Source organism: Nitrogeniibacter aestuarii (genome assembly GCF_017309585.1).
Classification (GTDB): domain Bacteria; phylum Pseudomonadota; class Gammaproteobacteria; order Burkholderiales; family Rhodocyclaceae; genus Nitrogeniibacter; species Nitrogeniibacter aestuarii.
The window spans coordinates 3345916-3369796 of record NZ_CP071321.1 but is presented as its reverse complement, the minus strand read 5'-3'; the positions used below and the strand labels follow the sequence as shown (position 1 = coordinate 3369796).

Genomic DNA, 23881 nt, shown 5'->3' with positions numbered 1-23881 from the left:
CCTAGGCAGAACTTATTTGAGATTGGCGACATGATCGACTCGATGATTCTGGAATTCGATCGGGCGCTCCGCACTGTCTTTGGGCAGGCGCGCTCGGTCAGACCGACGCCTGGCGCGGACATCCCTGAATCCGACCTTGACGAGACTGAACGTCGCCACGCGGCGGCGTTGATGAGGATCAATCACGTGGGGGAGGTGTGTGCCCAGGCCTTGTACCAGGGGCAGGCGATCGTCTCGCGTGATCAGTCAGTCAAGAAGGCGCTCACGCATGCCGCCGACGAGGAGGTTGAGCACCTTGCCTGGACAGAGTCACGCATCCGGGAGTTGGGAGGCCGCAAGAGTCTGCTCAACCCGCTCTGGTATGGCGGGGCGCTGGCCATTGGTGTTTTAGCCGGCAAACTGGGCGACCGATGGAACCTGGGGTTTCTGGCGGAGACCGAGCAACAGGTTGAAGCGCACCTTAAATCGCACTTGAACTCTCTGCCCGGGCAAGACATGCGCTCGCGGGCGATCGTCGACCAAATGGCAACCGATGAGATTGAGCACGCCAAGTTGGCGATGCGCCTTGGCGGCGAGCCCTTGCCTCAAGCGGCCAGGGCGGCGATGAAGGGGGCGTCACGGGTCATGACATCGGTTGCATATTGGGTCTGAGTCTCGCGTCAGCCCCTGGATTGTCGCGAGGCGCTATTTTGGCGCCTCTTTCATACCTGACCTGAAGTGTCGACAACTTCGAACGAGTGAGTTACCTCCGCCGTCTTACCGAGCATGATGGATGCCGAGCAGTACTTTTCGGCTGACAGTTTGACTGCACGTTCGACCACACTCTCCTTCAGCCCGGCGCCTTTGACGGTGTAGTGGTAGTGCAGTCTGGTAAAGACCTTCGGGTCTGTGTCGGCACGTTCGGCGGAGAGTTTGACCTCGCAATCCGTCACCGCATGGCGACCGCGCTTGAGGATCAAGACAACATCATAGGCAGTGCAACCGCCAGCGCCTGCAAGCATCATCTCCATCGGCCGTGGCGCAAGATTGCGTCCACCTGCTTCGGGTGCGCCGTCCATGGTCACGGTATGACCGCTGCCGGTCTCGGCAATGAAGCCCATATTGTCGACCCACTTTACGGTGCAGTCCATGTTTTCTCTCCTGAGGATGTCTTTCCTGGGGCGCCATTGTACCAATCCAAGGGATTCCCGCGAGTGAGCACTGCTCGCAGCACAGAATGCATGATATGCGCGTACTTCAGGTGGCTCTGGGGTGCTGTTCGTTCGTAACGTTTTCTAAAAAAATCAAATTAAAACAAGGTGTTGATATTTTATAAAGAAAGTTGATTTTTCGATCAAAACATTTATTGTGCAATGCACAAAAAAAGCTTGCTAACAGATAGGGGGGTGAGCATAATTCAAACCGTAGCGAGTGGTTTCAGGGTTTGAGCCGCTCCAGGATTGTCTCCTCCACCCTCCTCCTTTGGTGTGGATTTAACGCAGCCGACAGGCTGCGTTTTTTTTTGCCCCGATGAAAGTAAGCCATAAAGTGATTGACACGATTCGTGCTCATCAATTAGAGTTAGCGGCTTTCTATTCGGTGGCCGTCGCGACTGAAGGCCGGTACGAAAAATCGAGGATTGATCATGAAAACCTTCTCAGCCAAGCCGCATGAAGTTCAGCGGGACTGGTACGTCGTTGATGCGACGGATAAGGTGCTTGGCCGGGTTGCCGCTGAGGTGGCGCGTCGTCTTCGCGGCAAGCACAAGGCGATTTACACCCCGCACGTCGACACGGGTGACTACATTGTTGTGGTTAACGTTGACAAGCTGCGTGTGACCGGTGCCAAGGCACTCGACAAGAAATACTATCGCCACACGGGTTTCCCGGGTGGTATTCGCGAAACCAACTTCGAAAAGCTGCAGCAGCGCAAGCCCAATCGCGTGCTTGAGCTGGCCGTCAAGGGTATGCTGCCCAAGGGTCCGCTGGGCTATGCAATGCTCAAGAAGCTGAAGTGCTACGCTGGTGCCGAGCACCCGCACACCGCTCAGCAGCCGCAAGTTCTCGAGATCTGAGCAGGAGCCCTATCATGGCTGTGTCTTATAACTACGGAACGGGTCGCCGCAAGAGTGCTGTGGCTCGCGTTTTCATCAAGCCGGGTACCGGCAATATCGTCGTCAATGGCAAGCCGCTTGACGAGTTTTTCTCTCGCGAAACCGGCCGCATGATCGTGCGTCAGCCGCTCGTGCTGACCGAGAACGAAGGTACTTTCGACATTCTTGTGAATGTGGTTGGTGGTGGTGAGTCTGGCCAGGCTGGTGCTGTTCGCCACGGCATCACCCGTGCCCTGATCGACTACAATGCCGAGCTCAAGGGTGACCTGCGTCGTGCAGGCTTCGTGACGCGTGATGCACGTGAGGTCGAACGTAAGAAAGTCGGCTTCCACAAGGCGCGTCGCCGCAAGCAGTTCTCCAAGCGTTAATTTCGCTGGGTTGTACTGTCAGAAAGCCGCCTTCGGGCGGCTTTTGTCTTTGGTTCCTCGCCAGCTATTGACGTCAATGCGAGCGAGAGGCATTCTCGGTGTTTTGATATCGCCGGGAACAATCCATGTGGCTGGCGTGTCATAGCCAAACACCGTGTCCTCGCCAAAGATAGGCGGGGCTGCCAAGGAGATGTAATGGAAGCAACGACTCAACTCGACGAGCTGCTCGTTTTTACCGACAGCGCGGCTAACAAGGTCAAGGAATTGATCGAAGAAGAAGGTAATCCTGAACTCAAGCTTCGTGTCTTCGTGACCGGGGGAGGGTGTTCGGGTTTTCAGTACGGTTTTACTTTCGATGAAGACGTGGCTGATGACGACACGGCCATGCAGAAGAACGGCGTGACGCTTCTTGTGGATGCCATGAGTTATCAGTATCTGCTTGGCGCCGAAATCGACTACACGGAAGGACTCGAAGGGGCTCAGTTCGTGATTCGCAATCCGAATGCGACCACCACCTGTGGTTGCGGTTCGTCTTTCTCGGTCTGATCTGGCTGAGACAGCAACAAAAAAGCCTCGCTACTGCGAGGCTTTTTTGTTGCTGTCTGGGGAGTTACTCGTCGGCTGAGGCAAGCCGGTGGTTGAGCAGAGCAAGTCGGTCCCGGAACGGTGCTGTTTGCTTCATGAAGCGGACCAGTTCCTGTTTGTTCAGCGGCTGCACTGTTGGTAGCGTGATGGCCATCGGATCTTTCGGGGTATTGGCGACCCTGAATTCGTAGTGCAGGTGAGGGCCTGTTGCCCAGCCTGTTTGTCCGACGTAGCCAATGACGTCGCCTTGCAGGATGGCGTCGCCTCGGTTGACACCCTTCGCGAAGCCTCGCATGTGCGCATACAGCGTCGTGACGTTGTCGCGATGTCGCAAAATCACGACGTTCCCGTAGCCCCGCTTCTGACCCATGAATTCGACAGTTCCATTGGATGTGGCCTTGATGGCAGCACCCGACGGAGCGCCAAAGTCGACGCCCTTATGTGCACGCCACTTCTTGAGGATGGGGTGGAAGCGGCGAGAGAATCCGGAAGTGACTCGGGTGAACTCCAGTGGGTATCGGAGAAAGGCCTGTTTCAGGCTGCGGCCGTCTTCGGAGAAGTAGTCTTCCCGCTTGTTACCGTCCCGATAAAGTACGACGGTGTGGCGGCGACCCTTGTTGACGAATTCAGCTGCAAGAATGCGACCGACGCCTGCGGGGCGACCGGTTTCGTCTACCAGGGTTTCGTATACGACGCTGAAGCGATCGCCTTTTCGCAAATCTTTGTGGAAGTCGATCTCGGTACCGAACATTTCGGCGAGTCGGGTTGCTACCGAATCCGGCAGCCCGGCCTGTTCTGTGGCGCCGAACAGGGAGTGGCGAATCACGCCCGAGCGCATATCGACGACGGCTTCGAGTGCCATGTCGTCGTGGTCGGCCACTACGAATCCACTGTCGCTGCGCTCGATGCTGAATGTATCTCCGCCTGTCTGCGGCAAGGTGAGGCTCAAGAGGGCGCCTGAGGGGGTGATGGTGGCGAACACTTGCTTGCCTGCCCTTAGACGGGAGAGGGCGTTGCGGCCTTCTTCCGTCTTGCGCATATAGGCAGATGCTTCTGTGTCGTGGATGCCGAGTCGGCTGAAAATGGCGTCGAGTGTGTCGCCTCGTCTCACCCGATCTTCCTGAACGAAGGGGTTGTCGTCGAGCGTAAGAGCGGCGACGACCGGCGTCTGAAGGAGTTCGGTGATGGATTGTTTCTCAACCGCCGAGTTTTTTGTGTTCGGTACGACTGCGGTCGCAGCGACGACAGTCAGGGAAAGTGCGGCGACAACCCCTGCGGTGAGCCAGGCATGTTTCCGGGTTGAATGCAGGCGATCTGTTGCTTGATCGGCTAGAATTTCTGGTTTCGGACCGGCCATGTGCTTTCCGTCGTTAAATTTTTATGAGTCTAACAAATCTTTTTGTCGGCTCGAAAGTAGATTAATTGAGGTGTAACCAAGCATGTCAGATGTGAATGACGCGTTGTCTCTGATCAAACGCGGTGCCGATGAGTTGCTCGTCGAGTCCGAGTTGGCCGAAAAGCTCAAGTCAGGTCGGCCGCTGCGAATCAAGGCCGGATTTGATCCAACGGCACCTGACCTGCATCTGGGGCATACCGTGTTGCTCAACAAGCTCAGGCACTTTCAGGAGCTCGGCCACCATGTGATGTTTCTGATCGGTGACTTCACAGGCATGATCGGCGATCCGACTGGAAAGAATGCCACGCGACCACCTCTGTCTCGCGAGCAGATTCTGGAGAATGCGAAAACCTACGAGACTCAGGTCTTCAAGGTGCTTGATCCGGATCGCACCGAGGTTTGTCTCAATTCTGCGTGGATGAGCGAGCTGGGTGCTGCTGGCATGCTCAAGCTCGCGTCACATTACACGGTGGCGCGGATGCTTGAGCGAGATGACTTCTCAAAGCGCTACGCCGCACAGCAGTCGATTGCCGTGCACGAGTTTCTTTACCCTTTGTGCCAGGGTTATGACTCAGTGGCCATGAGGGCGGACGTGGAGCTGGGTGGAACAGACCAGAAATTCAATCTGCTCATGGGTAGGGAGTTGCAGAAAGATTTCGGGCAGTCGCCGCAGTGCGTCCTGATGATGCCCTTGCTTGAGGGGCTCGATGGCGTCAATAAGATGTCGAAGTCGCTGGGGAACTACGTCGGAATTGCAGAACCGGCCGGAGAAATCTTCGGAAAGCTGATGTCCGTCTCCGACGAACTCATGTGGCGCTACTTCGAGTTACTGTCTTTCCGTCCGGTTTCTGAGATTGAGCGGTTCAGGCGTGATGTCGAAGGCGGGCGTAACCCGCGGGATGTGAAGGTTCTGCTTGCCAAGGAGATTGTGGCGCGCTTTCACGATGAGGCTGCAGCTGACGCGGCGCTTGCTGAGTTTGAAGCGCGATTCCAGCGGGGGGTGTTGCCGGACGAGATGCCTGAGGTTGAAGTCGTGTCTGAGAATGGCGGAGTTCCGCTCGTTCAGGTGCTCAAGATCGCGGGTTTGACTGCAAGCACGTCAGAGGCCATGCGAATGATTGCTCAGGGGGCGGTTCGCATCAACGGAGAAAAGGTGGCCGATAAATCGCTTGAGCTCGAGGCGGGGGATGTTGTTGTTCTCCAAGTGGGCAAGCGCAAATTTGCGCGTGTATCCATCGTTTGAACTTATTTTTGGCGAGGGTGTTGACGCTGTGGAATTAGTGTCTATAATTCGCCCCTCTTCGCGCTTCGGCGGTGTTTTCGGAGCGGGGGTAACGGCCAACGGGGCGCTGAAATTTAAGTGATCTGGGGGTTGACGAAGTGAGGTGGCTCTGACAGAATCTCGCTTCTTCGCTGAACGGCAACAAGTTGTTCGGCGGCTCTTTAAAAATTTGGACAACCGATAGGTGTGGGTGCTTGGTCTTGTTGGGCACAGTAGCTTCGGCTACATGAGTTTCAAAAAGATTGAGTATTCATGTCAGTTTTTTGACTTTGAGTACTAACAGGTATTGAACTTAAGAGTTTGATCCTGGCTCAGATTGAACGCTGGCGGCATGCTTTACACATGCAAGTCGAACGGTAGCGGGGAGAGCTTGCTCTCTGCCGACGAGTGGCGAACGGGTGAGTAATGCATCGGAACGTACCTAGTTGTGGGGGATAGCCCGGCGAAAGCCGGATTAATACCGCATACGCCCTTTGGGGGAAAGCGGGGGATCTTCGGACCTCGCGCAATTGGAGCGGCCGATGTCGGATTAGCTAGTAGGTGGGGTAATGGCTCACCTAGGCGACGATCCGTAGCTGGTCTGAGAGGATGATCAGCCACACTGGGACTGAGACACGGCCCAGACTCCTACGGGAGGCAGCAGTGGGGAATTTTGGACAATGGGCGAAAGCCTGATCCAGCCATGCCGCGTGAGTGAAGAAGGCCTTCGGGTTGTAAAGCTCTTTCAGGTGAGAAGAAATGGCGCTGTCTAATACATGGCGTCGATGACGGTACCACCAGAAGAAGCACCGGCTAACTACGTGCCAGCAGCCGCGGTAATACGTAGGGTGCGAGCGTTAATCGGAATTACTGGGCGTAAAGCGTGCGCAGGCGGTTGTGTAAGACAGGTGTGAAATCCCCGGGCTTAACCTGGGAACTGCGCTTGTGACTGCACGGCTAGAGTACGGTAGAGGGGGGTGGAATTCCACGTGTAGCAGTGAAATGCGTAGAGATGTGGAGGAACACCGATGGCGAAGGCAGCCCCCTGGGCCTGTACTGACGCTCATGCACGAAAGCGTGGGGAGCAAACAGGATTAGATACCCTGGTAGTCCACGCCCTAAACGATGTCGACTAGTTGTTCGGAGAGGAAACTTTCTGAGTAACGCAGCTAACGCGTGAAGTCGACCGCCTGGGGAGTACGGTCGCAAGATTAAAACTCAAAGGAATTGACGGGGACCCGCACAAGCGGTGGATGATGTGGATTAATTCGATGCAACGCGAAAAACCTTACCTACCCTTGACATGCCAGGAACTTTCCAGAGATGGATTGGTGCCTTCGGGAACCTGGACACAGGTGCTGCATGGCTGTCGTCAGCTCGTGTCGTGAGATGTTGGGTTAAGTCCCGCAACGAGCGCAACCCTTGTCATTAGTTGCCATCATTAAGTTGGGCACTCTAATGAGACTGCCGGTGACAAACCGGAGGAAGGTGGGGATGACGTCAAGTCATCATGGCCCTTATGGGTAGGGCTTCACACGTCATACAATGGTCGGTACAGAGGGTTGCCAAGCCGCGAGGTGGAGCTAATCCCAGAAAGCCGATCGTAGTCCGGATCGTAGTCTGCAACTCGACTGCGTGAAGTCGGAATCGCTAGTAATCGCGGATCAGAATGCCGCGGTGAATACGTTCCCGGGTCTTGTACACACCGCCCGTCACACCATGGGAGTGGGTTTCACCAGAAGTAGGTAGCTTAACCTTCGGGAGGGCGCTTACCACGGTGAGATTCATGACTGGGGTGAAGTCGTAACAAGGTAGCCGTAGGGGAACCTGCGGCTGGATCACCTCCTTTCCAGAGAAAGCCCCTCGGGGCCAAGTATCCACAACCTATCGGTTGTTCAATGTGTAAGCTCGCGCACCCGAGAAGTGGGGTCTGTAGCTCAGCCGGTTAGAGCACCGTCTTGATAAGGCGGGGGTCGTTGGTTCGAACCCAACCAGACCCACCAAAGCATCAAGTTGGGGGATTAGCTCAGCTGGGAGAGCACCTGCTTTGCAAGCAGGGGGTCGTCGGTTCGATCCCGTCATCCTCCACCATTCAATTGGTGTTGTTCGGTTGTTCAACTCTTCGAGTGTGCGGTGAAGCGTCAGCAGTGTTGCCTGTGAATGATTGGAGGCGATAGTGCTGACGTTTTACCCTGGTCTTCGGATCAGGTGCGTTCTTTAACAATTAGGAAGAAAAGTCGAATGATCGTCGGTTCGTAAGAACTGGCGAGTCACACAGTAGTAAATTTATTTATGGTGTGTGATTGCATCGTTTCCTGTCTGCTTGCGAACCAGCGGCAGGTGGGAAGCACAACAACTTGAGACGTTTGAAGTTCTCCTGTAGCGGAGTCTTTGTCGGAAGGCAGAGCTCAAGGTTATAGGATCAAGCGACTAAGTGCATGTGGTGGATGCCTTGGCGATCACAGGCGATGAAGGACGTGTAAGCCTGCGAAAAGCTGCGGGGAGCTGGCAATAGAGCTTTGATCCGCAGATGTCCGAATGGGGAAACCCACCTCTTATGAGGTATCCCTGGCTGAATACATAGGCCAGTGGAGGCGAACGCGGCGAACTGAAACATCTAAGTAGCCGTAGGAAAAGAAATCAACCGAGATTCCCGAAGTAGCGGCGAGCGAACCGGGACCAGCCTGTACGACTAAACCAGTGATTCAACAAAACGGGATGGAAAGCCCGGCCATAGAAGGTGATAGCCCTGTATGTGAAGGGTCGCTGGCGGGTCTAAGCGTACGACAAGTAGGGCGGGACACGTGAAATCCTGTCTGAAGATGGGGGGACCATCCTCCAAGGCTAAATACTCGTGATCGACCGATAGTGAACCAGTACCGTGAGGGAAAGGCGAAAAGAACCCCGGGAGGGGAGTGAAATAGAACCTGAAACCGCATGCATACAAACAGTGGGAGCCTCCTTTGAGGGGTGACTGCGTACCTTTTGTATAATGGGTCAGCGACTTACGTTCAGTTGCAAGCTTAACCGAATAGGGGAGGCGTAGCGAAAGCGAGTCTGATAAGGGCGCTTTAGTAGCTGGATGTAGACCCGAAACCAGATGATCTATCCATGGCCAGGATGAAGGTGCGGTAACACGCACTGGAGGTCCGAACCCACTAATGTTGAAAAATTAGGGGATGAGCTGTGGATAGGGGTGAAAGGCCAAACAAATCTGGAAATAGCTGGTTCTCCCCGAAAACTATTTAGGTAGTGCGTCGTGCGGACACTTCCGGGGGTAGAGCACTGTCATCGTTGGGGGGGTCACTGCGATTTACCCCGCGATAGCAAACTCCGAATACCGGAAAGTGATACACGGCAGACAGACAGCGGGTGCTAACGTCCGTTGTCAAGAGGGAAACAACCCAGACCGCCAGCTAAGGTCCCAAATGATCAGTTAAGTGGTAAACGAGGTGGGAAGGCACAGACAGCTAGGAGGTTGGCTTAGAAGCAGCCACCCTTTAAAGAAAGCGTAATAGCTCACTAGTCGAGTCGTCCTGCGCGGAAGATGTAACGGGGCTCAAACTGATAACCGAAGCTGCGGATGCGTACTTGTACGCATGGTAGGGGAGCGTTCTGTAAGCCTGCGAAGGTGTCTCGTAAGGGATGCTGGAGGTATCAGAAGTGCGAATGCTGACATGAGTAGCGATAAAGGGTGTGAAAAGCACCCTCGCCGAAAACCCAAGGTTTCCTGCGCAACGTTCATCGGCGCAGGGTGAGTCGGCCCCTAAGGCGAGGCAGAAATGCGTAGTCGATGGGAAACAGGTCAATATTCCTGTACCGATTTTGGATGCGATGGGGGGACGGAGAAGGTTAGGCCAGCCGGGTGTTGGATGTCCCGGTTCAAGCGTGTAGTCGTGCCTGGTAGGCAAATCCGCCAGGCTTAGATGAGGCGTGATAACGAGGAGTCATTGACTCTGAAGTGGTTGATACCAAGCTTCCAGGAAAAGCCTCTAAGCTTCAGTCCAAAATCGACCGTACCGCAAACCGACACAGGTGGGTAGGTTGAAAATACCAAGGCGCTTGAGAGAACTCAGGAGAAGGAACTCGGCAAATTGACACCGTAACTTCGGGAGAAGGTGTGCCTCTTGTATGTGAAGCCCCTGCGGGTGGAGCAGAAGGAGGCCGCAGAGAATCGGTGGCTGCGACTGTTTATTAAAAACACAGCACTCTGCAAACACGAAAGTGGACGTATAGGGTGTGACGCCTGCCCGGTGCCGGAAGGTTAAGTGATGGGGTGCAAGCTCTTGATCGAAGCCCCGGTAAACGGCGGCCGTAACTATAACGGTCCTAAGGTAGCGAAATTCCTTGTCGGGTAAGTTCCGACCTGCACGAATGGCGTAACGATGGCCACACTGTCTCCTCCTGAGACTCAGCGAAGTTGAAATGGTTGTGAAGATGCAATCTCCCCGCGGCTAGACGGAAAGACCCCATGAACCTTTACTGTAGCTTTGCATTGGACTTTGACGTCACTTGTGTAGGATAGGTGGGAGGCTTTGAAGCGGTAACGCCAGTTATCGTGGAGCCAACCTTGAAATACCACCCTGGTGTCGTTGAGGTTCTAACCTAGGCCCGTGAATCCGGGTCGGGGACCGTGCATGGTGGGCAGTTTGACTGGGGCGGTCTCCTCCTAAAGGGTAACGGAGGAGTACGAAGGTCTCCTAGGTACGGTCGGACATCGTACTGATAGTGCAATGGCAAAAGGAGGCTTGACTGCGAGACCCACAAGTCGAGCAGGTGCGAAAGCAGGTCATAGTGATCCGGTGGTTCTGTATGGAAGGGCCATCGCTCAACGGATAAAAGGTACTCTGGGGATAACAGGCTGATTCCGCCCAAGAGTTCACATCGACGGCGGAGTTTGGCACCTCGATGTCGGCTCATCACATCCTGGGGCTGTAGCCGGTCCCAAGGGTATGGCTGTTCGCCATTTAAAGTGGTACGTGAGCTGGGTTTAAAACGTCGTGAGACAGTTTGGTCCCTATCTGCCGTGGGCGCTGGAAGTTTGAGAGGGCCTGCTCCTAGTACGAGAGGACCGGAGTGGACGCACCTCTGGTGTACCGGTTGTCACGCCAGTGGCATCGCCGGGTAGCTAAGTGCGGAAGAGATAACCGCTGAAAGCATCTAAGCGGGAAACTCGCCTCAAGATGAGACTTCCCTCGTGACTCGATCACGCTCAAGGGTCGTCCAAGACCAGGACGTTGATAGGTCGGGTGTGGAAGCGCAGTAATGCGTTAAGCTAACCGATACTAATTGCCCGTGAGGCTTGATCCTATAACCTTGAGAACAACAAATATCTCAAAGACGCAATCACACACAACACGCTGTGTTTCGACTTGATCTTCCGAATTCGTCAGGATGGACTAATCCCATCCCGACAACGATCAAAGTCTGACGACAATAGCATTCTGGAACCACCCCTTCCCATCCCGAACAGGACCGTGAAACGGAATCGCGCCGATGATAGTGCCCATTGCGGGTGTGAAAGTAGGTCATCGTCAGACTAACTACTCAAAACCCCTGCTACACAACCGTAGCAGGGGTTTTTTATTGCAAAAATGGAAAACACGCCGGGATGTTCCGCACCCCGCCAACCGCGTACGCATCTCCAATACGTAGCGTGCCGCAGAACATTGCCCCGCTTCCCACTGACTGGCAGTTGCGCAGACATTCTCCGCTCACGAAAAAGCCCGACCAGATGGTCGGGCTTCTTTTTATCCAAATCCAGTGCCCTCAGGCCGGAACCACCGGAATCTTGCCTATCTTCAACTGCCACACACGTCAATCGACGGTCTTCTCGATGAGCGCATAGGCGGAGTGGTTGTGAATTGATTCAAAGTTCTCGCATTCGACGACATAGGCGCGCACACGTTCGTCCTGGTTCAAGGCGTTGGCGACGTCCCGGACCATATCTTCCACGAACTTCGGATTATCGTAGGCACGTTCTGTCACGTACTTTTCGTCGGGTCTCTTGAGTAAGCCAAACAGCTCGCAAGAGGCCTGGCGCTCAATCAAAGTGACCAGCTCCTCGATCCAGACATGGGATTCGAGAGCGGCGGTCACTGTGACGTGAGAGCGTTGATTGTGTGCGCCATAGGCAGAGATCTGTTTTGAGCACGGGCACAGACTTGTCGCCGGGACGACTACCCGGATACGGAAATCATATCGACCGTCGCTACTGATTTCCCCGAGAAACGTGACATCATAATCCATCAAACTCTCGACGCCGGAAACAGGGGCAGCTTTGTTGATGAAGTAGGGGAAACTCATTTCGAGATGACCGGTCTCGGCTTCGAGCTTGCTTACCATCTCACGGAGCATGGGCTCGAACGACTCCACCGAGATTTCACGTTCACGGCTGTTGAGGATTTCAACGAATCGCGACATGTGTGTGCCCTTGAAGTCGTGGGGCAGGCCGACGTACATGTTGAAGTAGGCGATGGTGTGCTGGACGCCGGAAGTCCGGTCCTTGACCTGGACCGGATGCCGGATGCCTTTAATGCCCACCTTGTCGATGGCGATGCGGCGGCTGTCAGCGCTGCTCTGGATGTCGGGAATGTTATCGGTGGCGGTGTTCATAATGCCGAATCAGTCGTGTTTGAGACTGAAGGCTAACATTCCCGACAAAAACACTCAATTATTTGAATCGATCGAGTGTTTGCTGGATTCTTGCGATGATGCCCTCAGGGCTGAGGCCTGCATCCGCAAGCAGGCGTTTCTGGTCACCATGGTCGATAAAGGTATCGGGCAACCCAAGGCGAAGGCACCGTGCAGGGAGGCCGGACTCTTCAATGACTCGACTCACCTCACTGCCGGCTCCGCCGATCACCGCATTCTCTTCAATGGTCACGAGCAAGTCGTGTTCAGCGGCCATTTCACGAATCAAGGCTTCATCGAGTGGTTTGATGAAACGCATGTTCACGACCGTCGCATCGAGTTTTTTGCCAACCTCAAGTGCCGGCTCGAGCATTGAACCAAAGGCGAGCAATGCAACCGTACTGCCTTTTCTCCGTACTTCACCCTTGCCAAGGGGAAGTTCAACCATTTCTTCTGCCGGCTTTATGCCAAGCCCGCCACCCCGTGGATAGCGGACTGCGCTTGGTCCTTCATGCCTGTAGGCCGTGTAAAGCATCTGGCGGCATTCATTCTCATCGGCGGGTGCCATGATGACCATGTTGGGTATGCAGGCCATATAGGACAGGTCATAGGCGCCGTGGTGGGTTGCGCCATCCGCCCCCACAAGACCCGCGCGATCTATCGCAAAGACGACGGGCAGGTTCTGCAGGGCGATATCGTGAATCAGTTGATCGTAGCCGCGCTGGAGAAAGGTCGAGTAGATGGCGACAACCGGCTTGAAGCCCTCTGCGGCGAGTCCGCCGGCGAAGGTGACCGCGTGTTGTTCTGCGATGCCGACATCAAAGTAGCGGTCGGGGTAAGTTTCCGCGAATCGGACCAGTCCGGAACCTTCGCGCATGGCCGGGGTAATGCCGACAACGCGTTCGTCCGTCGCGGCGATGTCGCACAACCAGTCGCTGAAGACTTGGGTATAGGTCAGCTTTCCGCCGCCTTTGCCTGCCTTGATGCCTTCCGTGTGATCGAATTGAGAAACGCCGTGATAAAGAATCGGGTCTGCTTCGGCCAGCTTGTAGCCTTGGCCTTTGCGCGTGATGACGTGCAGGAACTGCGGGCCCTTTTCCTTCTTGAGGGCCTGCAGCATGGGGAGCAGGGCATTGAGATCGTGGCCATCGATCGGGCCGACATAGTTGAAGCCGAACTCTTCAAAGAGCGTGCCTGGCGTGACCATGCCCTTGACGTGTTCTTCGACACGGCGGGCGAAGTCCAGCATGGGCGGGGCGACGCCGAGGACCTTCTTGCCAGCGCTGCGCGCGGCATTATAGGTCGGCATCAGACGCGCCAGGATTTTGGTCAGTGCGCCAACCGGTGGCGAGATCGACATCTCGTTGTCGTTGAGGACAACGAGCAGATTCAGATCTTCGGTGTCGCCCGCATTGTTGAGCGCTTCGAACGCCATGCCCGCCGACATGGCGCCATCACCGATGACCGCAATGGCTTGTCGATCCTCTCTCCGGTTGCGCGCGGCGACCGCCATGCCGAGCGCGGCGGAAATCGACGTGGACGAGTGTGCCGTGCCAAAGGTGTCGTATTCGCTCTCGCTGCGGCGGGGAAAGCCGGAAATGCCACCGTACTGACGGAGCCCATCCATTGCTTCGCGGCGTCCCGTCAGAATCTTGTGGCCATACGTCTGATGTCCAACGTCCCAGACAATCCGATCGTCCGGCGTGTTGTAGATGTAGTGAAGGGCGATCGTCAGTTCCACGGTCCCGAGATTGGACGACAGATGTCCGCCGGTGCGGGAGACAGACTCAAGGAGGAACTGGCGCAGTTCGTCGGCGAGGGCGGGCAGCTCCCGGCGGTCCAGAGAGCGCAGATCGGCCGGGCACTGGATGGCGGAGAGCAAGGGGTAGGCGGTAGAACTGGGTGCGTTCATCAGATCTTCAGAATCGTCGGTGGACGATATAGCGTGTGAGGTCACGCATGGCGTCGGCTTTGTCATCAAGCGGCTCGAGCAACTCAAGCGCTTCGGATTCGAGCTCGTGCGCCAGTCGTTTGGCTTCGTCGATGCCGAGCACGGTCACATAGGTCGGTTTATTGTTTTCAGCGTCTTTGCCTGCTGTCTTACCCAGAGTGGCTGTGTCGGACTCGGTATCAAGGATGTCGTCCACCACCTGGAAGAGGAGGCCGATTCGACGCGAAAAATGATCGAGACGCTGGAAGACGTCGGTTGAACAGTAGTGACCGGCCAGTGCCCCAAGGCACACGGACGCGCGAATCAGAGCGCCTGTCTTGTGCACATGCATGACTTCGAGTGCTTCGCGGGTCAGGGATTGCCCGACGGACTGAAGGTCAATGGCCTGGCCGCCGGCCATGCCGCGGGATCCTGCCGCGATGGCCAAGTGATGCACCATCTCGATCTGACGGCCTGCGTCGGTCAGCAGACCGGGTTCCGCCAGTTGTTGAAAGGCGAGTGACTGAAGCGCGTCGCCAACCAGCAAGGCAGTCGATTCATCATACTCGACATGGACCGTGGGCTTGCCGCGGCGGAGCGAGTCGTCGTCCATGCAAGGCATGTCGTCGTGAACCAGCGAGTAGGCGTGTATCAGTTCAACGGCACAGGCGACGCGGTCGAGCGCATCCGGACGGGCGCCGGTGACTTCGCCCGCGGCATGCGCCAGGAGCGGCCGGACACGCTTTCCGCCCTCAAGCGTGGCGTACCGCATCGCTTCATGGAGTCGGTCCGGCGTGACGGCCGAGGGAGGCAGAATCCGGCCCAGTGCGACTTCCGTGCGCTGCTGAACGCTGCGCATCCAGTCGGGAAACTTGCTTGAATTCATGCGTCGCTGTCTTCCTCGTCGTCGCTGGTGCGTTCCAGAGCTTCGATACGAGCCTCGGCGCTGGACAATGTCTCCTGGCAGTACCGGAGGAGTCCGATGCCGTTCTGGTAGTGTGTCAGAGCTTCTTCGAGCGGCAACTCGCTGGACTCCATTGCCGACACGATTTCTTCGAGCTGGGCAATGGCGTGTTCGAAACTTTTTGCAGGTTTTGCCGTCTTGGCCATTGGGTTGACACGCGCATGGTACAAAGGCGGAAAAATACCCGATTGGAGGGGGTGCGGTCAAACTGCGTTTTAGCTATAATCGCCGATTACCCCTTGTTTTTACGGACCTTTTGCATTTCTTCGGGAGGTTCTTGATGTCCGATATCGCATCAAAGACTCAGCTGGCCCAGGCGGCAACACAATTTCCTGTCTCCTGGTATTTCGATGAAAAGATGTTCGAATTGGAGCAACGTCTTATCTTCGATGCCGGGCCCGGCTACGTCGGGCATGAGTTGATGGTGCCGAACGTCAATGACTATCGGTCCCTGGAGTGGCTGGATCACGGCAAGCTGCTGGTGCATTCAGCGGACGGCTTTCACGAAATGTCCAATGTCTGTCGCCATCGACAGGCGGTCATGCTTGAAGGGCGGGGTAACGCCGAGCACATCGTGTGCCCGCTTCATCGCTGGACCTACGACAACCGCGGGACCTTGCTGGGCGCGCCCCATTTTCCGGACAATCCCTGTCTGAACCTCAAGCGCACGCCGTTGCAGCACTGGAACGGTTTGCTGTTCCGCGGCCCGCGTGATGTGGTCACGGACCTGAAGGGCATGCAGGTGGCTCCCGACTTTGATTTTTCCGAGTACAAGCTCGATCACGTCGAAATCCACGAGTGCAATTACAACTGGAAGACCTTCGTCGAGGTGTACCTCGAGGACTATCATGTGGTGCCGTTTCATCCCGGCCTGGGTAATTTCGTCGATTGCGATGAACTGACCTGGCAATTCGATGACTGGTATTCAGTGCAGCGGGTCGGGGTCACCTCACTCAAGAAGCCGGGTACCGCCACTTACGAGCGCTGGCACAAGGCGGTCAGTGAGTACTATCAGGGGCGGATGCCACCGCACGGAGCGATCTGGTTGCTCTATTACCCCAACATCATGGTCGAGTGGTATCCCCACGTGCTCGTGGTGAGCACCCTCATCCCGACCGACGTGAATAAGACCACCAATGTCGTCGAGTTCTACTACCCCGAGGAGATCATCGAGTTCGAGCGTGATTTCGTTGAGGCGGAGCAGGCGGCCTACATGGAAACTGCGGTCGAGGACGATGAAATCGCGGAGCGCATGGACCGTGGGCGACTTGCGCTCATGAAACAGGGGCGCAGTGAGGTTGGGCCTTACCAGTCACCCTACGAGGACGGTATGGTTCATTTCCACGAGTTCTATCGCAGGGTCATGGCGCCCCACATCGGCGGGTGATCAAGAGCAAAGTAAAACGGGGCTTCAGAGCCCCGTTTTACTTTGCATGCAGCAACGGGCCGTGCTCAGGTGTCGGGCTGCAGTGCCTTGGGCAGGGGAAAATAGACGTTTTCTTCTGCGCCTTCCAGTGTGCGTACGGTTTTCGCGCCCAGTGACCGGATGCGCTCAACCACTTCATTGACGAGCACCTCAGGTGCTGAGGCACCAGCGGTGATGCCAATGCGCTGCTTGCCTTCGATCCAGCCCGGATCAATGGCCGCGGCGTTGTCCACCAGATGGGCTTGAACGCCACGCAGGGCGGCTACTTCTCGCAAGCGGTTGGAGTTCGAGCTGTTCACCGACCCGACCACCAGCACCAGATCCACCTTGGGCGCCATGAACTTCACGGCATCCTGCCGATTCTGGGTGGCGTAACAGATGTCGTCCTTCTTCGGACCCGTGATGTTCGGGAAGCGTTTGCGCAGCGTGTCCACGATGGTTGCTGCATCGTCCATGGAGAGGGTCGTCTGGGTGACGTAGGCCAGGCTGTCCGGATCGGCCACCTGAAGAGCAGCCACGTCGTCGGCGGACTCCACCAGGTGGATGCCGTCGCTAACCTGCCCCATGGTGCCCTCCACCTCGGGGTGGCCCTTGTGGCCGATCATGACGATTTCGCGCCCCAGCTTGCGCTGCCGGGCGACCTCGAGATGGACCTTGGTGACCAGTGGGCAGGTAGCATCGAAGACTTGAAGACCGCGCTTGTCGGCTTCGGTCCGAACCGACTGCGGAACCCCGTGGGCGCTGAATATCACGGTCTGATCGTCCGGCACTTCGCTCAGGTCTTCGACGAAGATGGCGCCCTTGGCACGCAGGTCGTCCACGACAAACTTATTGTGAACAACTTCATGCCGGACGTAGATCGGCGCACCGAAGCGCGTCAATGCCTGTTCGACGATATCGATGGCGCGCTCCACGCCGGCGCAGAAGCCGCGCGGGTTGGCCAGCAGGATTTCCTTGGCGTTCGAATCGCTCATGTGTTGTCTCGTGCTCAAAGTACCCCGATGATCTGAACTTCCAGATGGATCGTTTTGCCTGCGAGGGGGTGGTTGAAGTCGATCACCGCTTTTTCCTGATCGATCTCGCGAACGAGGCCGGAGTATCGGGATCCGTCGGGGGCTGTAAATTCCATGACGCTCATGGGCTCGATGTCCTCTTCCGGCATGTGCTTGCGCGCAACGACTTCGATGAGATCGTCCCGGTGCGGGCCAAAGGCCTGGTCGGGCGTCAGGGTGAATTTGTGGTCTGAGCCTTCTTCGAGACCGACAAAGCAGTTCTCCAGTGTCGGCAGCATTTCACCTGCGCCCAGCTGCAGCGTGGCCGGCTGGCCCTCGTAAGTGCTGATCAGCGGCTGGCCGTTCTCCATGGAGATACGATAGTTGAGGGTCACGAGGCTGTTGGCTTCGACGACTTTGGTCATTGATGGTTCTCCTGCGCTGGTTGCTGGCGCGCTTCGCGGAACTGGGCCCAGAGCATCAGGCACACACCCAGCGTAATGGCCGAGTCGGCCAGGTTGAACGCAGGCCAACCGTGGCGGCCTGCGTGGAAATACAGAAAGTCGACCACGGCGCCATGCCAGAGCCGGTCGATGACATTGCCCACGGCGCCGCCAATGATGAGGGCAAAGCCGAAGGGCTGAAGGCGCTCGTGCTGGTGCTGCCAGGTCAGGCGCAACAGCCAGCCACAGATGACCGTGGCCAGAATCACAAAGAACCAGCGCTGCCAGCCGGAATGGTCGGCCAGAAAGCTGAACGCGGCACCGTGGTTGTACAGCAGCACCAAATCGAAGAACGAGGTGACGCGCACGTGGTCGCCTTCGCTCAGCCAGCCGACCATCAACTGCTTGGTGATCTGGTCGAGAATGGCAATCACGGCAGCGAAGAGCAGCCAGAGGCTAAAGCGGGGGCGCATCATGCACGAACCTTGAAATCACGGATGTGAAAACTGAGACGCCCAGACTCAGGCATGAGTTCTCACTTCACCGTTGCCTTCCAGGTTCGTGTAGCAGCGGGCACACAGGGTCGGGTGACTCTCGATGCTGCCAACGTCCGGGCGGTAATGCCAGCAGCGCTCGCACTTTTCGTTGCCGGAGGCCGTCGCCTCCACGCCTTGAGCCGCTTCGTCGTCGACCCGCTCGAGTCTGGCGTCACTTGTCTGCAGAACGAAGCGCAGATCGTCGCCCAGAGATGTCAGCGCATCGTGCCAGGCGGGCGCAGCCCTGACCACGACTTCGGCCTGCAGGCCCGCGCCGATCGTACCCTCGGAGCGCAGGCTCTCGAGCACCTTCATGACTTCGGCACGTGCTTCGCGAATCGTCTCCCAGCGTGCGGCGAGCTCGGCTTCGCCTGCCTGTGCAGGCAGTTCGTGCCAGGTATCGAGCATGATCGATGTGTCCTCACCGTACAGCACGGTCCACGCTTCTTCAGCGGTGAAGGACAGGATGGGCGCCATCAGCTTCAGCAGCGTCTGGGTGATGTGCCAGATCGCAGTCTGTGCCGCGCGACGCGCCTTCGAGTTCGGCGCCGTGGTGTAGAGGCGATCCTTGAGGATGTCCAGGTAGAACGAGCCGAGCTCTTCGGAGCAGAAGATCTGCAGGGCCTGGACCACCCGGTGGAATTCGAACTTGCCGAAATCCGCCTGTGCCTGATCGGACAGCTGACGCGTGAAGGCCAGGGCGTAGCGATCGATGTCGAGCCACTCCTCGACCGGCAAGCCGTCTTTCTCGATATCGAAATCCGAGGTGTTGGCCAGCAGGAAGCGCAGGGTGTTGCGTACGCGACGATAGGTTTCCACAACGCGGTCGAGAATCTGTTTGGAGATGGACAGCTCGCCGGAGTAATCGGTCGACGCAACCCACAGGCGAAGGATCTCGGCGCCGAGCTTTTCCGAGACTTCTTGCGGCACGATGGTGTTGCCCAGCGACTTGCTCATCTTGCGGCCGTTTTCATCGACCGTGAAACCGTGGGTGAGCAAGGCCTTGTAGGGCGGATGGCCGTCGATGGCGCAGCCGGTGAGCAGGGACGAATGGAACCAGCCGCGATGCTGGTCAGAGCCTTCCAGATACAAATCGGCGCGCGGGCCGCTTGCATGCCCGTCCGGGTGGGAGCCGCGCAGCACATGCCAGTGGGTCGTGCCGGAGTCGAACCAGACGTCCAGGGTGTCGCTGATCTTGTCGTACTGGTCCGCCTCGGCGCCGAGCAACTCGGCGGCATCGAGTTTGAACCAGGCCTCGATGCCTTCCTTCTCCACGCGCTGGGCAACCAGCTCCATGAGCTCGACCGTTTTCGGGTGCAGCTCGCCGGTGGCCTTGTGCAGGAAGAAGGGGATCGGCACACCCCAGTTCCGCTGGCGCGAGATGCACCAGTCCGGGCGGTTGGCGATCATGGCGTGCAGCCGGGATTGCCCCCAGGCTGGGAAGAACCGGGTATCTTCCACGCCCTTGAGGGCGCGCTCGCGCAGGGTGGAGCCGTCTTTGGCGTGCACATCCATGCCCACGAACCACTGGGCAGTGGCGCGGTAGATCACCGGTGTCTTGTGGCGCCAGCAATGCATGTAGCTGTGGGTGATCTTCTTCTCGGCCAGCAGGCTGCCCACTTCATCGATCTTGGCCACGATGTTGGGGTTGGCCTTCCAGATCAGCTGGCCGCCGAAGAAGGGCAGATCATCCACGTAGTGGCCGTTGGCCATCACCGGGGTGAGAATCTCGTCGTTGGTGCGGCCGTAGGCCTTCCAGGCGTTGAAGTCATCCACGCCATGGGCCGGTGACGAGTGCACGATGCCGGTACCGGCATCCAGGCCCACATAATCGGCCAGGTAGACCGGCGAGACACGCTCGTAGAAGGGGTGGCGGAATTCGACGCGATCAAAGGCTTCGCCCTTGGCGGTGGCAATGACCTTGCCCTCGAGCTGGTAGCGCGCAAGGCAGCCTTCGACCAGCTCGCTGGCAAGGATCAGGCAGCGCTCGCCGACATCCACGAGCGCGTAGTCGAACTCGGGATGCATGTTCAGCGCCTGGTTGACCGGAATCGTCCAGGGGGTGGTGGTCCAGATGACCGCGAAGGTCGGCTTGGGCAGGCTGTCGAGGCCGAAGGCTGTGGCCAGCTTGTCGGTATCGACCGCGGGAAAGGCCACGTCGATCTGCGGTGACTGCTTGTCAGCGTATTCGACTTCCGCTTCGGCCAGGGCTGAGCCGCATTCAAAGCACCAGTTCACCGGTTTGAGGCCCTTGAAGACGTAGCCGCCCTCGACCATGCGCGCCAGGGCGCGGATCTCGTTCGCCTCGTTGGCAAACGACATGGTCAGGTAGGGATTGTCCCAGTCACCCAGCACGCCCAGGCGGATGAAGTCGGTCTTCTGCAATTCCACCTGTTCAGCTGCATAGGCCCGGCACAGCTCGCGTACCTTGTCCTGGGGCAGGCCCTTGCCGTGGGTGACTTCGATCTTGTGCTCGATCGGTAGCCCGTGGCAGTCCCAACCCGGCACATAGGGGGCGTCGAACCCGGCCATGGTCTTGGAGCGGACGATGATGTCCTTGAGTATCTTGTTCAGTGCATGGCCCAGGTGGAGCGCACCGTTGGCATACGGGGGACCATCATGCAGCACGAATTTGGGCCGTCCGGCGGATGCCTCGCGAATCTTCTCGTACAGCTTGTTCTGCTGCCATTGCTGCACCCAGCCCGGCTCGCGCTTGGGCAGGTTTCCACGCATGGGAAACGGGGTGTCGGTGAGGTTGAGCGTGTCGCGGTAATCAGCCATGGTGGTCTTGGAATTCGTTGATTTGATCTGCGTGGTCATCGAACCACGCGCGAGCATGACTTACATCGAGGGCAATCTGGGCCGTGAGCGCCTCGAGGGAGTCGTATTTTTCTTCATCCCGCTGCTTGTGCAGGAAATGGACGCGCAAGTGCGCGCCGTAACAGTCGGCGTTCCAGTCGAGAAGATGCACTTCCAGCGTTGGGCGACCCGCATCGTTGATGGTCGGGCGTACGCCCACACTTGCCACGCCGCGCACCAGGGTGCCCCCCAGGCCTTCGACCAGTACGTTGTAGATGCCTGCCAGTGGCGGCCGGCGCCCCTTGAGCTGGATGTTGGCTGTCGGAAAACCGAGCGTGCGGCCAATCTTGTCGCCGTGCATGACCAGCCCGGCCATGCTGTAGGGGCGACCGAGCAGCCGGGCAGCGCGATCGAGCTGCCCCCTGGCGAGCGCATCGCGCACCGCCGAACTCGACACGCGCTCGCCCGCATGGGCGTGGGTGGTCATGGCTTCGACGACGAATCCGTGTCGTTCTCCCGCGACCTGCAGCATGGCGAAATCGCCTTTGCGGCCGGCGCCGAATCGAAAGTCGTCGCCAATAATGAGGTGCCGAACGCGCAAGCTGCGGACCAGCACCTTGTCGATGAATTCTTCGGCGGTCAGGGAGGCGAAGCGCTTGTCGAAGCGGATGATGCGGGTGTTGTCGACGCCGGCTGCATCGAGCAGCAGCAGCTTGTCGCGCAGGGAGGCCAGGCGGGCAGGGGCCTGCGCCGGGGTGAAGTACTCGCGCGGATGCGGCTCGAAAGTGAGCACGACCGCGGGTAGTCCCAGAGCCTGAGCTTTGTTCGTCAAGAGACGGAGTAACGCCTGATGTCCGAGGTGGATGCCATCGAAGTTGCCGATGGTCAGCACGCAGGGGGTTGAGGCGCGTTCCGCGTGGCCGCGTGAAACCAGCATAAACGCCTGAAAAAAACCGCAATTATAGCCGCAACGAGCGGATTTTCGACGCGTGTTGCGCTGCACGGATCGTGCTTCGGGCACTTGTCACGAAGTTTGTGGTCTTCTTGACCATGGCGCCGGCATCTGGTCTGCTTGGCCCACCATCTGATGCAGTGGGCTGCTCAGGGGCGCAAGGGCTCCAACCGCGCAGCGCGCCGCATTCCGAAGCCACACGCAAGGAACACGGCATGAATGACATCCTGCGAGCGCCGGCCGCCCCCCAGTTGCCCGCGCCCGACGTGATCGCCCGCGATTATGCCCGCGTCCGCGGTGCCAGCGAAACCTTGTGCAGGCCGCTGATCACGGAAGATTTCGGCCTTCAGACGGCTGAATTTGCCAGTCCGCCCAAATGGCATCTTGCCCATGTGAGCTGGTTTTTCGAAACCTTCCTGCTTGAGCCATTTCTGCCGGGCTACACGGTGTTTCACCCCGCCTTCAAGAGCCTGTTCAATTCCTACTACGAGCAAGTCGGTCACTATCATCCGCGCCCCGATCGCGGCTTTCTGTCTCGGCCGTCCGTTGAAGAGGTGTATGCCTATCGCGCCCACGTCGATGAAGGCATGCGCGCCCTGTTTGCCCGGTCAGGGGAGGACTGCTGGCCCGCCGTGGTCCAGCGCACGCGGATCGGCCTGAATCATGAACAGCAGCACCAGGAGTTGCTGCTGACCGACATCAAGCAGCATTTCAGCGTGAATCCGTTGCGGCCCGCGTATCGAACCGATCTCGCGCCGGTGAGCACAGGGCAGGCAATCCCGTTGCAGTGGTTCCCTCATGAAGGCGGTCTCGTCAGGGCGGGGCATGAGGGGAACAGCTTCGCCTACGACAACGAGGGCCCGCGCCATCAGGTGTTCCTCAATGCATTCGCGTTGGCGAACCGGCCGGTCACGAATGGTGAGTATCTTGAATTCATGGAAGCCGGTGGTTACAAGGAACCGGCACTCTGGCTTTCGGACGGTTGGTCGGCCGTGCACCGCTTGGGCTGGACGTCGCCCCGTTACTGGGAACGACACGAGGGGACTTGGATGGAGTTCACGCTCGGCGGATTGCGCCCCCTCGATCTGGCTGCGCCCGTCAGTCACGTGAGCCACTTCGAGGCCGATGCGTTTGCCACCTGGGCCGAGGCAAGATTGCCCACCGAGTTCGAATGGGAGGTGGCCGCTTCGGCGTTAGTGCTCGAGGGCAATTTCGTCGACAGCGATCGACTGCAGCCGCAAGCAACCTCTGGGGAGGGGCTTGTGCAGATGTTCGGTGATGTCTGGGAACACACAGCCTCGGCGTATCTGGCCTACCCGGGCTACCGTCAGGCGGCCGGAGCGCTCGGCGAGTACAACGGTAAATTCATGTCGGGGCAGATGGTGTTGCGCGGTGGCTCTTGCGTTAGCCCAGCCGATCACATTCGAGCGACTTATCGCAATTTCTTCTATCCGCACGAGCGCTGGCAATTCCAGGGCTTTCGACTGGCCAGGGACCTTTGACG

18 protein-coding genes, 2 tRNA genes and 3 rRNA genes are annotated in these 23881 nt (G+C 57.7%); 12 read left to right on the top strand and 11 right to left on the bottom strand.

The window, feature by feature from the left end:
* Positions 1-30 precede the first annotated feature (30 nt).
* Positions 31-651, top strand: a complete 621-nt coding sequence (gene coq7 / locus J0W34_RS15755; RefSeq protein WP_230969406.1) for a 2-polyprenyl-3-methyl-6-methoxy-1,4-benzoquinone monooxygenase — start codon at positions 31-33, stop codon at positions 649-651.
* Between the two features lie 50 nt (positions 652-701).
* On the opposite strand, the gene J0W34_RS15750 is transcribed toward coq7, so the two are convergent.
* Positions 702-1130: an OsmC family protein gene (locus tag J0W34_RS15750; protein ID WP_227816499.1), complete on the bottom strand. Its 429-nt coding sequence runs from the start codon at positions 1128-1130 to the stop codon at positions 702-704.
* 494 nt (positions 1131-1624) lie between these two features.
* Here J0W34_RS15750 and rplM point away from each other — a divergent pair, with 494 nt between their 5' ends.
* The 3 genes from rplM to erpA all read left to right on the top strand — a co-directional run bounded on the left by rplM (position 1625) and on the right by erpA (position 3006).
* On the top strand, positions 1625-2053 hold the full coding sequence (rplM, locus tag J0W34_RS15745; protein ID WP_227816500.1) for a 50S ribosomal protein L13: 429 nt from the start codon (positions 1625-1627) through the stop codon (positions 2051-2053).
* Positions 2054-2067: 14 nt separating this feature from the next.
* On the top strand, positions 2068-2460 hold the full coding sequence (gene rpsI / locus J0W34_RS15740; protein ID WP_227816501.1) for a 30S ribosomal protein S9: 393 nt from the start codon (positions 2068-2070) through the stop codon (positions 2458-2460).
* Positions 2461-2655: 195 nt separating this feature from the next.
* Positions 2656-3006 (top strand): iron-sulfur cluster insertion protein ErpA, encoded by a 351-nt coding sequence (erpA, locus tag J0W34_RS15735; RefSeq protein ID WP_227816502.1) that lies wholly within the window; start codon positions 2656-2658, stop codon positions 3004-3006.
* 64 nt (positions 3007-3070) lie between these two features.
* Here the strand turns inward: erpA and J0W34_RS15730 are convergent, their stop codons facing one another.
* Positions 3071-4402 carry a M23 family metallopeptidase gene (locus J0W34_RS15730; protein ID WP_227816503.1) on the bottom strand — a complete coding sequence of 444 codons (1332 nt, stop codon included), beginning with the start codon at positions 4400-4402 and terminating at the stop codon, positions 3071-3073.
* A gap of 82 nt (positions 4403-4484) precedes the next feature.
* Between J0W34_RS15730 and tyrS the strand changes: the two genes are divergently transcribed.
* The 6 genes from tyrS (at position 4485) to rrf (ending at position 11242) form a co-directional block, all read left to right on the top strand.
* The gene (tyrS, locus tag J0W34_RS15725; RefSeq protein ID WP_230969405.1) at positions 4485-5684 is read left to right on the top strand and encodes a tyrosine--tRNA ligase; all 1200 of its coding nucleotides are present in this window, start codon (positions 4485-4487) and stop codon (positions 5682-5684) included.
* A gap of 327 nt (positions 5685-6011) precedes the next feature.
* Positions 6012-7551: ribosomal RNA gene (locus J0W34_RS15720) — 16S ribosomal RNA — on the top strand.
* 77 nt (positions 7552-7628) lie between these two features.
* Positions 7629-7705: transfer RNA gene (locus J0W34_RS15715), tRNA-Ile, on the top strand.
* A 12-nt stretch (positions 7706-7717) separates the two neighbouring features.
* Positions 7718-7793: transfer RNA gene (locus tag J0W34_RS15710), tRNA-Ala, on the top strand.
* 329 nt (positions 7794-8122) lie between these two features.
* Positions 8123-11012: ribosomal RNA gene (locus tag J0W34_RS15705) — 23S ribosomal RNA — on the top strand.
* 116 nt (positions 11013-11128) lie between these two features.
* Positions 11129-11242: ribosomal RNA gene (gene rrf / locus J0W34_RS15700) — 5S ribosomal RNA — on the top strand.
* Together the 16S, 23S and 5S rRNA genes with 2 tRNA genes alongside form the textbook arrangement of a ribosomal RNA operon.
* Before the next feature lie 277 nt (positions 11243-11519).
* Here the strand turns inward: rrf and folE2 are convergent.
* The 4 genes from folE2 to J0W34_RS15680 are packed head-to-tail and all read right to left on the bottom strand — an operon-like array spanning position 11520 to position 15375.
* The gene (folE2, locus tag J0W34_RS15695; protein WP_230969404.1) at positions 11520-12317 is read right to left on the bottom strand and encodes a GTP cyclohydrolase FolE2; all 798 of its coding nucleotides are present in this window, start codon (positions 12315-12317) and stop codon (positions 11520-11522) included.
* Positions 12318-12375: 58 nt separating this feature from the next.
* A complete protein-coding gene (dxs, locus tag J0W34_RS15690) occupies positions 12376-14247 on the bottom strand; it encodes a 1-deoxy-D-xylulose-5-phosphate synthase (RefSeq protein ID WP_230969403.1) in 1872 nt (623 codons plus the stop codon).
* A 7-nt stretch (positions 14248-14254) separates the two neighbouring features.
* Entirely contained in the window at positions 14255-15151 is an 897-nt protein-coding gene (locus J0W34_RS15685; RefSeq protein ID WP_230969402.1) for a polyprenyl synthetase family protein, read from the bottom strand.
* Positions 15148-15375, bottom strand: coding sequence for an exodeoxyribonuclease VII small subunit (locus tag J0W34_RS15680; RefSeq protein ID WP_227817666.1), 228 nt, complete (start codon positions 15373-15375; stop codon positions 15148-15150). The genes J0W34_RS15685 and J0W34_RS15680 overlap by 4 nt, the downstream gene beginning before the upstream one ends.
* Positions 15376-15509: 134 nt before the next feature.
* Here J0W34_RS15680 and J0W34_RS15675 point away from each other — a divergent pair, with 134 nt between their 5' ends.
* On the top strand, positions 15510-16616 hold the full coding sequence (locus J0W34_RS15675; protein WP_227817665.1) for an aromatic ring-hydroxylating oxygenase subunit alpha: 1107 nt from the start codon (positions 15510-15512) through the stop codon (positions 16614-16616).
* A gap of 65 nt (positions 16617-16681) precedes the next feature.
* Here the strand turns inward: J0W34_RS15675 and ispH are convergent, their stop codons facing one another.
* From ispH to J0W34_RS15650, 5 genes are read right to left on the bottom strand one after another with little or no spacing between them, the layout of a single operon-like run.
* Positions 16682-17629: a 4-hydroxy-3-methylbut-2-enyl diphosphate reductase gene (gene ispH / locus J0W34_RS15670; RefSeq protein ID WP_230969401.1), complete on the bottom strand. Its 948-nt coding sequence runs from the start codon at positions 17627-17629 to the stop codon at positions 16682-16684.
* A 14-nt stretch (positions 17630-17643) separates the two neighbouring features.
* Positions 17644-18072, bottom strand: a complete 429-nt coding sequence (locus J0W34_RS15665; protein WP_227817663.1) for an FKBP-type peptidyl-prolyl cis-trans isomerase — start codon at positions 18070-18072, stop codon at positions 17644-17646.
* A complete protein-coding gene (gene lspA, locus J0W34_RS15660; protein WP_227817662.1) occupies positions 18069-18566 on the bottom strand; it encodes a signal peptidase II in 498 nt (165 codons plus the stop codon). Before lspA ends, J0W34_RS15665 begins: the two co-directional genes overlap by 4 nt.
* A 45-nt stretch (positions 18567-18611) precedes the next feature.
* Entirely contained in the window at positions 18612-21407 is a 2796-nt protein-coding gene (gene ileS, locus J0W34_RS15655) for an isoleucine--tRNA ligase (RefSeq protein WP_230969400.1), read from the bottom strand.
* The gene (locus J0W34_RS15650; protein WP_227817660.1) at positions 21400-22362 is read right to left on the bottom strand and encodes a bifunctional riboflavin kinase/FAD synthetase; all 963 of its coding nucleotides are present in this window, start codon (positions 22360-22362) and stop codon (positions 21400-21402) included. The genes ileS and J0W34_RS15650 overlap by 8 nt, the downstream gene beginning before the upstream one ends.
* Before the next feature lie 230 nt (positions 22363-22592).
* Between J0W34_RS15650 and egtB the strand changes: the two genes are divergently transcribed.
* Positions 22593-23879 carry an ergothioneine biosynthesis protein EgtB gene (gene egtB, locus J0W34_RS15645; RefSeq protein WP_230969399.1) on the top strand — a complete coding sequence of 429 codons (1287 nt, stop codon included), beginning with the start codon at positions 22593-22595 and terminating at the stop codon, positions 23877-23879.
* Positions 23880-23881 lie beyond the last annotated feature (2 nt).

Bases quoted from the DNA above. Each gene is read 5' to 3' on its own strand.
- coq7 (WP_230969406.1), top strand. From the start codon at position 31: ATGATCGACTCGATGATTCTGGAATTCGATCGGGCGCTCCGCACTGTC.
- J0W34_RS15750 (WP_227816499.1), bottom strand. From the start codon at position 1,130: ATGGACTGCACCGTAAAGTGGGTCGACAATATGGGCTTCATTGCCGAG.
- rplM (WP_227816500.1), top strand. From the start codon at position 1,625: ATGAAAACCTTCTCAGCCAAGCCGCATGAAGTTCAGCGGGACTGGTAC.
- rpsI (WP_227816501.1), top strand. From the start codon at position 2,068: ATGGCTGTGTCTTATAACTACGGAACGGGTCGCCGCAAGAGTGCTGTG.
- erpA (WP_227816502.1), top strand. From the start codon at position 2,656: ATGGAAGCAACGACTCAACTCGACGAGCTGCTCGTTTTTACCGACAGC.
- J0W34_RS15730 (WP_227816503.1), bottom strand. From the start codon at position 4,402: ATGGCCGGTCCGAAACCAGAAATTCTAGCCGATCAAGCAACAGATCGC.
- tyrS (WP_230969405.1), top strand. From the start codon at position 4,485: ATGTCAGATGTGAATGACGCGTTGTCTCTGATCAAACGCGGTGCCGAT.
- folE2 (WP_230969404.1), bottom strand. From the start codon at position 12,317: ATGAACACCGCCACCGATAACATTCCCGACATCCAGAGCAGCGCTGAC.
- dxs (WP_230969403.1), bottom strand. From the start codon at position 14,247: ATGAACGCACCCAGTTCTACCGCCTACCCCTTGCTCTCCGCCATCCAG.
- J0W34_RS15685 (WP_230969402.1), bottom strand. From the start codon at position 15,151: ATGAATTCAAGCAAGTTTCCCGACTGGATGCGCAGCGTTCAGCAGCGC.
- J0W34_RS15680 (WP_227817666.1), bottom strand. From the start codon at position 15,375: ATGGCCAAGACGGCAAAACCTGCAAAAAGTTTCGAACACGCCATTGCC.
- J0W34_RS15675 (WP_227817665.1), top strand. From the start codon at position 15,510: ATGTCCGATATCGCATCAAAGACTCAGCTGGCCCAGGCGGCAACACAA.
- ispH (WP_230969401.1), bottom strand. From the start codon at position 17,629: ATGAGCGATTCGAACGCCAAGGAAATCCTGCTGGCCAACCCGCGCGGC.
- J0W34_RS15665 (WP_227817663.1), bottom strand. From the start codon at position 18,072: ATGACCAAAGTCGTCGAAGCCAACAGCCTCGTGACCCTCAACTATCGT.
- lspA (WP_227817662.1), bottom strand. From the start codon at position 18,566: ATGATGCGCCCCCGCTTTAGCCTCTGGCTGCTCTTCGCTGCCGTGATT.
- ileS (WP_230969400.1), bottom strand. From the start codon at position 21,407: ATGGCTGATTACCGCGACACGCTCAACCTCACCGACACCCCGTTTCCC.
- J0W34_RS15650 (WP_227817660.1), bottom strand. From the start codon at position 22,362: ATGCTGGTTTCACGCGGCCACGCGGAACGCGCCTCAACCCCCTGCGTG.
- egtB (WP_230969399.1), top strand. From the start codon at position 22,593: ATGAATGACATCCTGCGAGCGCCGGCCGCCCCCCAGTTGCCCGCGCCC.